This is a genomic window from Streptococcus oralis (assembly GCF_026782125.1).
Lineage (GTDB): Bacteria > Bacillota > Bacilli > Lactobacillales > Streptococcaceae > Streptococcus > Streptococcus oralis_CE.
The window spans coordinates 62,691-75,308 of sequence record NZ_JAKUVY010000001.1; the positions used below are offsets into that span (position 1 = coordinate 62,691).

Sequence of the window (12,618 nt, forward strand, 5' to 3'; positions counted from 1 at the left end):
TAATACAATAAAACAAAAAACTTGTCAAGTAAAAATAAGAATTGTTTTGGGAATTGCTCAAAAAATGGTATAATGAAAAGAAAACGACAAGGAGGGAAATGCATGCGTTGTCCAAAATGTGGGGCTACCAAGTCTAGTGTTGTTGATAGTCGACAAGCCGAAGAAGGAAATACTATCCGTCGAAGACGTGAGTGCGACGAGTGTCAGCATCGTTTTACAACCTATGAACGAGTAGAAGAAAGAACGCTGGTTGTCGTCAAAAAAGACGGTACGCGAGAGCAGTTTTCGAGAGATAAAATCTTTAATGGGATTATCCGCTCAGCCCAGAAGCGTCCTGTGTCAAGTGATGAAATCAACATGGTGGTCAATCGTATCGAGCAAAAACTCCGTAGTCGCAGTGAGAATGAGATCCAAAGTGAATATATTGGGTCTTTAGTCATGGAAGAATTGGCAGAGCTTGATGAGATTACCTATGTTCGTTTTGCCAGTGTTTACCGTAGCTTTAAGGATGTGAGTGAGTTGGAGAGTCTGCTCCAGCAAATCACCCAGTCCTCTAAGAAGAAAAAGGAAAAATAGATGAAACCAAATGACCGTTTTTCTTTTCTAAAGAATAATCGGGTGTCGCAAGATACCTCTTCTCTGGTGCAGTGCTACCTCCCGATTATCGGTCAGGAGGCACTGAGCCTCTATCTATATGCTATTACCTTTTGGGATGGTGGGCAAAAGGAACACCTTTTTGCCAACATTCTTAATCATTTGAACTTCGGGATGAATACGCTCCTCCAGTCTTTTAAAATCTTATCTGCTTTGGATTTGTTGACCCTTTATCAGAAGGGAGAAACTTATGAATTGCAGCTTCATTCTCCCCTACCTAGTCAGGATTTTTTAACTCATTCTGTCTATAGCAGACTCTTGGAGAGAAAAATTGGGGATACTGCACTTGCTTCCCTGAAGCAGGCTCCAAGTGAGGGAGAAGCACTCTCTGTTTCTTTGAGCCAAGTATTTCCAACCCTGACTGAAGAAGTGACACCAAGCGAGTCTAAAATCAAGTTAAAAAATGATTTTGACTTGGATCATTTCCAGCGCCTGATGGCTCGAGATGGCTTGCGTTTTGAAGACGAGCAGGCAGATGTTTTGGAATTGTTTGCCATCGCAGACGAAAAAAAATGGACCTGGTTTGAAACCTATCAAATAGCTAAGGCGACAGCGGTGGCTCAGGTTATTTCAGTCAAACGCATGCGTGAAAAGATAGCACAAAAACCAGCATCTTCTGACTTTAGCCCCAAAGAAATGACCATTATCAGGGAAGCCAAAAATAAAACTCCCCTACAATTTTTAGCGGAAATCAAGCAAACGCGTAAGGGGAACATCACCCAAAGTGAAAGAGAACTCCTTCACCAGATGGCGTCTTTAGGCTTGTTGGATGAAGTCATCAATATCATCTTGCTTCTAACCTTTAACAAGGTTGATTCGGCAAATGTCAATGAGAAATATGCCATGAAGGTCGCCAATGACTATTCTTATCAAAAAATTCGTACAGCAGAAGAAGCTGTGCTTCGGATTCGAGAGCGTCAGCAAAAAGGCCAAGAAGACCAAAAATCGAAAACTAGCTCGACTAAGACAAATGTTCCCAAGTGGAGCAATCCCGAATACAAGAATCAAACCAGTGAGGAAACTCGTCTGGAACTAGAACGTAAAAAACAAGAAATGTTAGCCCGATTAGAAGAAGGAGGAGACTAGATGGAAAGCGTTGGTGATGTAATCAAACGTCAGACAAGTCGTTTTCAGTATCAGGACTTGGTCCAGCAGATCATGAAGGACCCCGATGTAGCGGCTTTTATCCAGAAAGAATCCCTCAGTCCAGAGGAGTTGAATCGTAGCATCTCCAAGTTCAACCAATATATCACAGAACGGGATAAGTTTCTTCGTGGGGATGCGGACTATATAGCGCGTGGCTACAAGCCTATCTTGGTTATGAATCACGGCTATGCGGATGTGTCTTATGAAGAAACACCAGAACTAATCGCAGCAGAAAAAGAGGCTGCAATTAAGAATCGTCTCAAGTTGATCAATCTACCAGCCAGTCTCAAGAAAGCGAAATTGGCTCAGATTGACCTGGATGATCTAGGACGCTTGCCGATTTTTGAGAGACTCTATGCCTTTGTTGACCTTTACCCAAGTATCCGAAAAGGCCTCTATCTTTACGGAGATTTTGGTGTTGGAAAGAGTTTCATGATGGCAGCCTTAGCTCACGACCTATCTGAAAAACGTGGAGCATCAACGACGATTCTCCACTATCCAAGCTTTGTCATTGATGTGAAAAATGCCATCGGTGAAGGATCTGTGAAGACCTTGGTGGATGACATCAAGTTAGCAGAAGTCTTGGTCTTGGATGATATTGGTGCAGAGCAGTCAACACCTTGGGTGCGTGATGAGATTCTCCAAGTTATTCTCCAGTATCGTATGCAGGAAGATTTGCCGACCTTCTTTACTTCCAACTTTAATTTCCAAGATTTGGAAAAACATTTTGCCAAAGGAAAGAATGGAAATGACGAGACTTGGGAAGCTAGACGGGTCATGGAACGAATCCGTTATTTAGCAGAGGAGACAAGACTAGAAGGAGAAAATCGCCGATGACAGAAACCATTAAACTGATGAAAGCTCATACTTCAGTTCGTCGCTTTAAGGAGCAAGAAATTCCTCAGGCAGACTTGGACGAGATTTTGACTGCTGGACAAATGGCGTCATCTTGGAAAAATTTCCAATCCTACTCTGTGATTCTTGTGCGCAGTCAAGAGAAGAAAGATGCTCTTTATGAACTGGTTCCCCAGGAAGCCATTCGCCAGTCAGCAGCCTTTTTGCTTTTTGTTGGTGACTTGAATCGAGCTGAAAAGGGAGCAAGCCTTCATACGGACAGTTTCCAACCTCAAGGGGTGGAAGGTCTCCTTATCACGTCTGTAGACGCTGCGCTTGCTGGTCAAAATACCTTGCTTACAGCGGAGAGTCTGGGATATGGTGGTGTTATCATCGGTTTAGTCCGTTACAAGTCAGAAGAAGTGGCAGCGCTTTTTAACCTGCCTGACTATACCTACCCTGTTTTTGGGATTGCCCTTGGTGTGCCAAATCAACAACATGATGTCAAACCAAGACTGCCTTTGAACCAAGTGGTATTTGAAGAAGAATACCAAGAACAGCCCGTAGCGGCGATTTTGGACTATGACAAAGTACAGGCAGACTATGCTGGTGCGCGTGCGACAACCTCTTGGAGTCAACGTTTGGCAGAGCAGTTTGGTCAAGTCGAACCTAGTTCAACTCGGAAGAATCTAGAACAGAAAAAGTTATTGTAGAAAGTGAGAAAACATGGCCTTACCAACTATTGCCATTGTGGGACGTCCCAATGTTGGGAAATCAACCCTATTTAATCGGATCGCTGGTGAGCGGATCTCAATCGTAGAAGATGTCGAGGGCGTGACACGTGACCGTATCTATGCAACGGGTGAGTGGCTCAATCGTTCCTTTAGTATGATTGATACGGGAGGGATTGACGATGTCGATGCTCCCTTTATGGAACAAATCAAGCACCAGGCAGAAATCGCTATGGAAGAAGCGGATGTCATCGTCTTTGTAGTTTCTGGGAAAGAAGGGATTACAGATGCGGACGAGTACGTAGCTCGTAAACTTTATAAAACCCATAAACCTGTTATCCTTGCCGTTAACAAGGTTGACAACCCTGAAATGCGAAATGATATTTTTGATTTCTATGCGCTAGGCTTGGGGGAACCACTGCCAATTTCGTCTGTCCACGGTATCGGTACCGGTGATGTGCTGGATGCCATTGTGGAGAATCTACCACATGAAGTCGAAGAAGAAAATCCAGACGTCATTAAATTTAGCTTAATTGGACGTCCAAACGTTGGAAAATCAAGTTTGATTAACGCCATTTTGGGAGAAGACCGCGTGATTGCCAGTCCAGTAGCTGGAACAACGCGTGATGCCATTGATACCCACTTTACAGATACGGATGGACAAGAGTTTACCATGATTGATACAGCTGGTATGCGTAAGTCTGGTAAAGTCTATGAAAATACAGAGAAATATTCTGTCATGCGAGCTATGCGTGCCATTGATCGTTCTGACGTGGTCTTGATGGTCCTCAATGCCGAAGAAGGTATCCGTGAGTACGACAAGCGTATCGCAGGTTTTGCCCACGAAGCAGGCAAAGGGATGATTATCGTGGTCAATAAGTGGGATACTCTTGAGAAAGACAACCACACCATGAAAAAATGGGAAGAGGATATCCGTGAGCAGTTCCAATATCTGCCTTATGCACCGATTGTCTTTGTATCAGCTTTGACCAAGCAACGTCTCCATAAACTGCCTGAGATGATTAAGCAAATCAGTGAAAGCCAAAACACCCGTATCCCATCAGCTGTCTTGAACGATGTGATTATGGATGCCATTGCCATCAATCCAACACCGACAGACAAAGGAAAACGCCTCAAGATTTTCTACGCAACCCAAGTGGCAACCAAGCCACCGACCTTTGTCATCTTTGTCAACGAAGAAGAACTCATGCACTTCTCTTACTTGCGTTTCTTGGAAAATCAAATCCGCAAGGCCTTTGTCTTTGAGGGAACACCGATTCACTTGATTGCAAGAAAACGCAAGTAAGTCTTGCTTGTTTTTCTACAAAAACAAACTAAAAGAAGACCTCATAGTCTTCTTTTTTCTATACTAAAAGGGGAGAAAAGAACCTATCAAATTGGAGGAGAATCTGTCATCAAATTTCAATCATTTTCCTAGATTTTGTAATCTATTTGTAATGAAAATGCACTTTTTTTGTAAAAATCAAAATGCTATAATTCCTTAAATCAATTTTCCTTTATCAGGGAGGTTATTATGAAAAGAAGCAGATTATTTAAACATAGTTTGTTGGTTCGCTTGCTTGGATTGCTGATGGTCTTTCTCTTCTTGTCAGCATTCACAGCACCTGAAAAACCTGAGTACGGGATCTATGACCCGGATCACTATCTAACGGATGAGACTATAAGTCAGATTCGGGAATTGAATAATGCAAATAGTAAAAAATCAGAAAAATTCCAGATGGGTGTTTACGTTGTGAAAAGCCTAGATGGAGAAACAATCGAAACTGTAGCCAACGAAACAGCTAGAGCTTGGAAGATTGGCTACTCGGGAGACAATCACGGTGTCTTGATTGTGGTGGCAGTCCAAGATAGAAAATCACGGATTGAAACCAGTAATAATGTGGCCAGTAAAATCACAGACTATCAGACCAATAGATTTTTGACAACGGCACGCCCTTACTTTAAAAATGGTGACTATAACAAAGGTGTTCTCTCAATAGTCAATAATCTCAACTACATGTTCTATAGTGGATCGAGTACAAGTGCTTCAAGTTCTAGAAGTAGCTACGGTTATACTACCAACTCTAGTCGCTTAAGGGAACTGGAAAGGTATGCTGGTGAGAGCAGTTCTTCGAGACGGCATCGAAAAAGCAGTTCGAGTGACGGAGTTATCGGATTTGGAATTCTCATTTACTTCATCGTGATGATTATCGGATTTATATCTGGAGGTCGTGGTGGTGGTTCACATGGCGATGATTCTGGCGGTGGCTGGTGGGGCGGTGACTCATCAGATTCAGGTTCCTCTTGGTCTGACTCAGGCTCCGACTCATCTGGTGGCTGGGACGGCGGTGGCTTCGATGGTGGCGGTTCGTCTGATGACTGGTGAGATAGCTCAAACCGATTTCTCCATGCAGTAAGGTGACTCCTTTGCAACAGTTCACTCCTTAATTAAAAATAAAAACAAAGTTTGGGAAATTGATTTAAAATCTGAGTATTTTCTCAGAAAAGTTGATAAAAGAAAGTGTTAAGGTTTTGATATGAAACAAAATAAAGTAATTCTCTCAATAGTGGCTATTTTCTTTGGACTACTAGTTCTGGGAAGTTGTTCCGCAGTGACGACCTATAATGGTCTGGTTGGTGAACAGACTAAGGTGGAGCAGGCTCAGGCCGATGTCTCGACAGCCCTCCAACGTCGTTCGGACTTGATTGGTAACTTGGTGGAGTCCGTTAAAGGACAAATGAATCATGAAACCGAAGTCTTTACCAAGATTGCTGATGCTAGAGCTAAAATCGGTAGTAGCTCAGTAACTTCGGAAGAAAACCAAAAGGCTCAGGGAGAGTTGAGCTCAGCTCTTTCCCGCTTGATTTCCTTGACGGAGAATTATCCAGAACTCAAGAGCAATCAAAATGTTGAGCAACTAATGGTCGAACTTTCAGGCAGTGAAAATCGTATCTTTGTAGCACGCAAGGATTATAATAAAGTCGCAGCCGAGTACAATCAAAAGTTGAGAAGTTTTCCAACCGTGCTTTTTGCGAATATGATGAACTTTAAAGAAGCTGAAACCTTTAAAGAAACAGAAGAAGCCAAGACAGTTCCTAAGGTCGATTTTGGAACCTCTTCATCCAGTCAATAAAGTGAATCAGCCTATGAATAAAAGAGTTTCTCTAGTATGACTAGTGATTTTAAACTCAAACCTGGAAAACCTTTTCCAGGTTTTTTTGGTATAATAAAAGGAAAGAGACAGTGACTCAAATGGAGGTTTGCTATGGAGAAAACAAAAGCCTTTCTTGAAGCGCACTATAAGAGATATATCCTTACGCTTTGCATCCTCTGGTTGCTCGTATTTTTCCTTCCTTGGGATTGGCATATAGGAGGAGTTTCAATTTATTATTTCGTTATGAAAAAACTCTTTGTGGTTTTTGGCGTTTTATCCATCCTATACTCCGTGCTGATTAAAAAAATCAGTCTTTTCATCTTTGGCATCATCTTTTGCTTGGCCTTCTGGATCAATCTCTTTTGGTATTTTGGGATATTGCCTGTATTCTTGGGAAATTAAACATTAAAAAATGAAGGACCAGACTAGCTTCTAGTCCTTTTTACTTTCTTGTTAAAATAGTTGGAGATGTAAAAATGATTTTGTTGACGGGCTGTCTGTATGATATAATAAGTCCCGTAAAAAGAAGATTAAGGGATTTGAAAAATGGCTAAAAAAGTAAAAGATTATTATGACTTGGCTTATGCTAGGGATTTGAGTCGACGGTTGCAAGAAGCGTCCCCTGCATTTGATGGACAAAAGTTTAGGCTCTTGTTAGAAAAAGACTTGGAAGAGTTGGAGTTTAGCCAGCGTCAAGAACTCTTGGCTAAAAGTATCAAAGAATGTCTTCCTCTATCCTATCAGGACTCTCTCAAGGTTTTTGAGAAAATTTTGGGTCCCGAGTTAGAGGGTGGTTTAGGTATGTTCTCAGAAGGATATTGGCTTTGGCCAATCGGGAAATATATAGAGCTGTATGGGGACAAGGAATTTGAATTGAGCGCGGCCTTTAGTAAGGAACTCACCAAGCGATTTACTGGAGAATTTTCCATGAGACCCTTGCTGGCTCGTTATCCTAAAGATACAATGACTTTGCTGTTAGAATGGAGTCGGGATGAAAATTTGCGCGTTCGTAGACTTGCCAGCGAATGCATGCGTATCCGTCTGCCTTGGGCTAAGAGACAAACCGTCGTATTGGATTATTTTGAGGATTTCACCACTATTCTGACCAATCTAAAGGATGATAGAGACAAGTCCATTCAAAAAAGCGTAGCCAATAATCTAAATGATTTGTACAAGGAAGCCCCCGATAAGTTTGAAAGGATTCTTCAAACTTGGCAAAAGGAGGAGCTAAGTCCAAGTTGTGCTTGGATTATCAAGCATGCATCTCGAACAAAAAACAAAAAAAGACTCACAGAAGATTTATGCAAAAAAAGCTGAATTTTGGCTGGGTTTTTCCGTTGTAAATTAAGGATTCTTTCTTGAAAAATAATGGTAAATATGCTAAAATTAAAAGAACATTCTAAAATATTCAGAATAAAAAGTAAGGAAAATCATGGCTAATATTTTAAAAACGATTATTGAAAATGATAAAGGAGAACTTCGTCGTCTGGAAAAGATGGCTGATAAGGTTCTTAACTATGAGAGCCAAATGGCTGCGATGTCAGACGAAGAACTAAAAGCAAAGACTGACGAATTTAAAGAACGTTACAACAAGGGTGAATCACTTGATTCATTATTATATGAGGCTTTTGCGGTAGTTCGTGAAGCTGCAAAACGTGTCCTTGGGCTTTTCCCTTATAAGGTTCAGGTCATGGGTGGGATTGTTCTTCACCATGGTGACGTTCCAGAGATGCGTACCGGTGAAGGGAAGACCTTGACAGCGACCATGCCAGTGTACCTCAATGCCCTTGCAGGTAAAGGGGTTCATGTAGTTACAGTCAACGAATACCTAACAGAACGTGACGCGACTGAAATGGGTGAATTGTACTCATGGCTCGGTTTGTCAGTAGGGATTAACTTGGCAGCTAAATCTCCAATGGAGAAAAAAGAGGCTTACCTTTGCGATATTACCTACTCCACAAACTCAGAGATTGGTTTCGACTACCTTCGTGACAACATGGTCGTTCGTGCAGAAAACATGGTACAACGTCCACTAAACTATGCCTTGGTCGATGAGGTGGACTCGATTTTGATCGACGAAGCTCGTACACCATTGATCGTTTCAGGTGCCAACGCAGTTGAAACAAGCCAACTCTACCATATGGCGGACCACTTCGTGAAATCCTTGGACAAGGACGACTATATCATTGACGTTCAGTCTAAGACGATCGGTTTGTCAGATTCTGGTATTGACAAGGCAGAAAGCTACTTCAAACTTGAAAATCTCTACGATATCGAAAACGTAGCTCTTACTCACTTTGTTGACAATGCCCTCCGTGCCAACTATATCATGATTCTCGATATCGACTATGTGGTTAGTGAAGAGCAGGAAATCTTGATCGTCGACCAATTTACAGGTCGTACCATGGAAGGTCGTCGTTACTCTGATGGTTTGCACCAAGCGATTGAAGCAAAAGAAGGTGTGCCAATCCAAGATGAGACCAAGACATCAGCTTCTATTACCTACCAAAACCTCTTCCGTATGTATAAGAAATTGGCAGGTATGACAGGTACTGGTAAAACAGAAGAAGAAGAATTCCGCGAAATTTACAACATTCGTGTTATCCCAATCCCAACTAACCGTCCAATTCAACGTATCGACCACTCAGACCTTCTCTATGCAAGTCTTGATGCGAAATTTAAGGCTGTTGTTGAAGATGTAAAAGCTCGTTATCAAAAAGGTCAACCGGTCTTGGTAGGTACAGTTGCCGTTGAAACGAGTGACTTCCTTTCTAAGAAATTGGTAGCAGCAGGTGTTCCTCACGAAGTCTTGAATGCGAAGAACCACTACAGAGAAGCGCAAATTATCATGAATGCTGGTCAACGTGGTGCCGTTACCATCGCAACCAACATGGCCGGTCGTGGTACCGACATCAAGCTTGGTGAAGGGGTTCGTGAACTTGGTGGACTTTGCGTCATTGGTACAGAGCGCCACGAAAGTCGCCGTATTGATAACCAGCTTCGTGGACGCTCAGGGCGTCAAGGAGACCCAGGTGAGTCACAATTCTACTTGTCTCTTGAAGATGATTTGATGAAACGTTTCGGTTCTGAACGTTTGAAAGGTGTCTTTGAACGACTCAACATGTCTGACGAAGCTATCGAATCTCGCATGTTGACGCGTCAGGTTGAAGCAGCTCAAAAACGTGTCGAAGGAAACAACTACGACACTCGTAAACAAGTCCTTCAATACGATGATGTTATGCGTGAACAACGTGAGATCATCTATGCACAACGTTATGATGTCATTACTGCAGATCGTGACTTGGCACCAGAAATCCATGCTATGATTCGTCGTACCATTGGACGTATCGTGGATGCACATGCTCGTTCGAAAGAAGATGAAAAATTGGAAGCAATCTTGAACTTTGCTAAGTATAACTTGCTTCCAGAAGATTCAATTAGCCGTTCAGAGCTTACAGGTCTGTCAGACCAAGCTATCAAAGATGAACTTTTCCAACGTACCTTGAAAGTCTATGACAGCCAAGTTGCTAAGCTTCGTGACGAAGATGCAGTGAAAGAATTCCAAAAAGTCTTGATTCTACGTGTTGTAGACAACAAGTGGACAGACCATATCGATGCTCTTGACCAGTTGCGAAATGCTGTTGGTCTTCGTGGATATGCCCAAAACAACCCTGTTGTAGAATATCAAGCAGAAGGTTTCCGCATGTTTAACGACATGATTGGATCGATCGAATTCGATGTAACGCGCTTGATGATGAAAGCACAAATCCATGAACAAGAACGTCCGCAAACTGAACACAATATCAGTACAACTGCGACTCGTAATATCGCAGCGCAGCAGGCAAGCCTTCCAGAAGATTTGGACTTGAGCCAAATCGGACGAAACGACCAATGCCCATGTGGGTCAGGTAAGAAATTCAAGAACTGTCATGGTAAGAGACAATAATATGAGATAAGATACAGGCGGATACCTGGTAAAAATCATTTTTTGCTTGGTGTCCGTTTGCTTTATAAGGAGATGAATCATGGTATTTAAAGCTAAAAGTCCTAAAATTAACATTGAAGAAGTTCGCGCCTTGTCTAAATTAGAGGGAGCGGCTCTTGCGAGAAAAAATCAACGTGATCAGGAATTGGAAGCCATCATTCGTGGGGAAGACCAGCGTATTCTCTTGGTGATTGGACCATGTTCATCTGATAATGAAGAGGCGGTTCTCGAGTATGCCAAGCGTCTATCTGCTTTGCAAGAAGAGGTCAAAGACCGTATTTTTATGGTCATGCGTGTCTATACAGCTAAACCTCGTACCAATGGAGATGGCTATAAGGGCTTGATTCATCAACCAAATGCGACAGAAGCTCCTAGCCTGATCAATGGGATCAAGGCTGTTCGCCAGCTCCACTACCGCGTGATTACCGAGACGGGTATGACAACAGCGGATGAGATGCTTTATCCTGAAAATCTTCCGTTGGTGGATGATTTGATTTCTTATATGGCTGTTGGAGCTCGTTCTGTAGAGGATCAACAGCACCGTTTTGTAGCGAGTGGGGCAGATTTTTCAACAGGATTTAAAAATCCAACATCTGGAAATCTCAATGTTATGTTTAACGGGATTTACGCAGCGCAAAATAAACAGAGTTTCCTTTTCCTCGGAAAAGAGGTGGAAACAACAGGGAATCCATTATCCCACGCCATTCTTCGCGGTGCCTTGAATGAATACGGGAAAAATATTCCTAACTACTACTATGACAATTTGGTGGATACCATTGATCAGTATGAAAAGATGGGCTTGGAAAATCCCTTTATCATCATCGATACCAATCATGATAATTCAGGCAAGCAGTACATGGATCAAATCCGTATCGTTCGTCAGACCTTGATTAACCGTGACTGGAATGAGAAAATCAAAAAATATGTTCGTGGTTTTATGATTGAGTCCTATCTAGAAGATGGACGTCAAAATGAGCCAGAAGTTTTTGGTAAGTCCATTACAGATCCGTGTCTCGGATGGGACAACACAGAAGCACTTGTTCGCGAAATTTACCAAACGCTAGGAGAGTAAGATGGCATTTATCGAAAAAGGTAAAGAAATTGATATCGAAGCAATCAAGGCTGCGACCCAGTTGTCACCTGAAGCCTTGCGAAAAAAAGAAGCCCGTGATAGAGAGTTAGCAGCTATCATCTCGGGTGAGGACGACCGCATCCTTTTGGTGATGGGGCCTTGCTCTTCTGACAATGAAGAAGCAGTTCTCGAATATGCTCGTCGCTTAGCAGACTTGCAGAAAAGAGTTGCGGATAAAATTTTTATCGTGATGCGTGTCTATACGGCTAAACCTCGTACTAATGGAGATGGTTATAAGGGCATGATTCATCAGCCAAATACCAGTGAAGCGCCTAGTCTCATCAATGGTTTGCAGGCTGTTCGTCAGCTGCACTACCGAGTGATTACCGAAACTGGATTGACGACAGCGGATGAGATGCTTTATCCGTCAAATCTCGTTTTGGTTGATGATCTGGTCAGCTACCATGCTGTAGGGGCTCGCTCAGTGGAAGATCAAGAACACCGCTTTGTAGCCTCTGGGATTGATGCTCCAGTTGGGATGAAAAATCCAACATCTGGGAACCTTGGGGTCATGTTTAATGCTATCTATGCAGCTCAAAACAAGCAAACCTTCCTTTACCATGGTCAAGAAGTGGAGACTTCAGGAAATCCCTTGGCCCACGTGATCCTTCGTGGTGCCATGAACGAATATGGTAAAAATGAACCTAATTTCTACTATGAAACCCTCTTAAATGCGATTAATCGCTATGAGACCATGGGACTTGAAAATCCCTTCATTATCATCGATACCAATCATGACAATTCTGGCAAGCAGTATATGGAACAAATTCGCATTGTTCGCCAAGCCTTGCTGAATCGTGATTGGAATGCAAAGATTAAAAAGACGGTTCGAGGCTTTATGATCGAATCTTACCTAGCAGATGGTCGCCAAAACCAACCAGAGGTCTTTGGTTGCTCTATTACTGACCCTTGTCTAGGTTGGGAAAATACAGTAGCCTTGGTAGACGAAATTTATACTACCTTAACAAAATAAGTGAAAAG

12 protein-coding genes are annotated in these 12,618 nt (G+C 42.4%); all 12 read left to right on the plus strand.

What is annotated here, in order from left to right; genetic code table 11:
- Positions 1-102: 102 nt before the first annotated feature.
- The 12 genes from nrdR to MK385_RS00455 all read left to right on the plus strand — a co-directional run bounded on the left by nrdR (position 103) and on the right by MK385_RS00455 (position 12,610).
- Positions 103-576 (plus strand): transcriptional regulator NrdR, encoded by a 474-nt coding sequence (nrdR, locus tag MK385_RS00400; RefSeq protein ID WP_001203678.1) that lies wholly within the window; start codon positions 103-105, stop codon positions 574-576.
- On the plus strand, positions 577-1,740 hold the full coding sequence (locus tag MK385_RS00405) for a DnaD domain protein (protein ID WP_268724962.1): 1,164 nt from the start codon (positions 577-579) through the stop codon (positions 1,738-1,740).
- Entirely contained in the window at positions 1,741-2,637 is an 897-nt protein-coding gene (dnaI, locus tag MK385_RS00410) for a primosomal protein DnaI (protein ID WP_000446484.1), read from the plus strand. It abuts the gene before it with no gap.
- Complete coding sequence (locus MK385_RS00415) at positions 2,634-3,347, plus strand: NADPH-dependent oxidoreductase (RefSeq protein WP_268724963.1); 714 nt, start codon at positions 2,634-2,636, stop codon at positions 3,345-3,347. Before dnaI ends, MK385_RS00415 begins: the two co-directional genes overlap by 4 nt.
- 13 nt (positions 3,348-3,360) lie before the next feature.
- Positions 3,361-4,671, plus strand: a complete 1,311-nt coding sequence (gene der, locus MK385_RS00420; RefSeq protein WP_001207688.1) for a ribosome biogenesis GTPase Der — start codon at positions 3,361-3,363, stop codon at positions 4,669-4,671.
- A gap of 228 nt (positions 4,672-4,899) precedes the next feature.
- Positions 4,900-5,751, plus strand: coding sequence for a TPM domain-containing protein (locus MK385_RS00425; protein WP_268724964.1), 852 nt, complete (start codon positions 4,900-4,902; stop codon positions 5,749-5,751).
- A gap of 151 nt (positions 5,752-5,902) precedes the next feature.
- Complete coding sequence (locus tag MK385_RS00430; protein WP_000812473.1) at positions 5,903-6,499, plus strand: LemA family protein; 597 nt, start codon at positions 5,903-5,905, stop codon at positions 6,497-6,499.
- 132 nt (positions 6,500-6,631) lie between these two features.
- Complete coding sequence (locus tag MK385_RS00435) at positions 6,632-6,922, plus strand: hypothetical protein (protein ID WP_268724965.1); 291 nt, start codon at positions 6,632-6,634, stop codon at positions 6,920-6,922.
- 144 nt (positions 6,923-7,066) lie between these two features.
- Positions 7,067-7,837 (plus strand): DNA alkylation repair protein, encoded by a 771-nt coding sequence (locus MK385_RS00440; RefSeq protein WP_268724966.1) that lies wholly within the window; start codon positions 7,067-7,069, stop codon positions 7,835-7,837.
- A 115-nt stretch (positions 7,838-7,952) separates the two neighbouring features.
- Positions 7,953-10,466, plus strand: a complete 2,514-nt coding sequence (gene secA, locus MK385_RS00445; protein WP_268724967.1) for a preprotein translocase subunit SecA — start codon at positions 7,953-7,955, stop codon at positions 10,464-10,466.
- Positions 10,467-10,545: 79 nt separating this feature from the next.
- Entirely contained in the window at positions 10,546-11,577 is a 1,032-nt protein-coding gene (locus MK385_RS00450; protein WP_125414176.1) for a 3-deoxy-7-phosphoheptulonate synthase, read from the plus strand.
- 1 nt (position 11,578) lies between these two features.
- Positions 11,579-12,610: a 3-deoxy-7-phosphoheptulonate synthase gene (locus MK385_RS00455; protein WP_268724968.1), complete on the plus strand. Its 1,032-nt coding sequence runs from the start codon at positions 11,579-11,581 to the stop codon at positions 12,608-12,610.
- Positions 12,611-12,618 lie beyond the last annotated feature (8 nt).

Coding starts and splice junctions, on each gene's coding strand:
- nrdR (WP_001203678.1), top strand. CDS start 103: ATGCGTTGTCCAAAATGTGGGGCTACCAAGTCTAGTGTTGTTGATAGT.
- MK385_RS00405 (WP_268724962.1), top strand. CDS start 577: ATGAAACCAAATGACCGTTTTTCTTTTCTAAAGAATAATCGGGTGTCG.
- dnaI (WP_000446484.1), top strand. CDS start 1,741: ATGGAAAGCGTTGGTGATGTAATCAAACGTCAGACAAGTCGTTTTCAG.
- MK385_RS00415 (WP_268724963.1), top strand. CDS start 2,634: ATGACAGAAACCATTAAACTGATGAAAGCTCATACTTCAGTTCGTCGC.
- der (WP_001207688.1), top strand. CDS start 3,361: ATGGCCTTACCAACTATTGCCATTGTGGGACGTCCCAATGTTGGGAAA.
- MK385_RS00425 (WP_268724964.1), top strand. CDS start 4,900: ATGAAAAGAAGCAGATTATTTAAACATAGTTTGTTGGTTCGCTTGCTT.
- MK385_RS00430 (WP_000812473.1), top strand. CDS start 5,903: ATGAAACAAAATAAAGTAATTCTCTCAATAGTGGCTATTTTCTTTGGA.
- MK385_RS00435 (WP_268724965.1), top strand. CDS start 6,632: ATGGAGAAAACAAAAGCCTTTCTTGAAGCGCACTATAAGAGATATATC.
- MK385_RS00440 (WP_268724966.1), top strand. CDS start 7,067: ATGGCTAAAAAAGTAAAAGATTATTATGACTTGGCTTATGCTAGGGAT.
- secA (WP_268724967.1), top strand. CDS start 7,953: ATGGCTAATATTTTAAAAACGATTATTGAAAATGATAAAGGAGAACTT.
- MK385_RS00450 (WP_125414176.1), top strand. CDS start 10,546: ATGGTATTTAAAGCTAAAAGTCCTAAAATTAACATTGAAGAAGTTCGC.
- MK385_RS00455 (WP_268724968.1), top strand. CDS start 11,579: ATGGCATTTATCGAAAAAGGTAAAGAAATTGATATCGAAGCAATCAAG.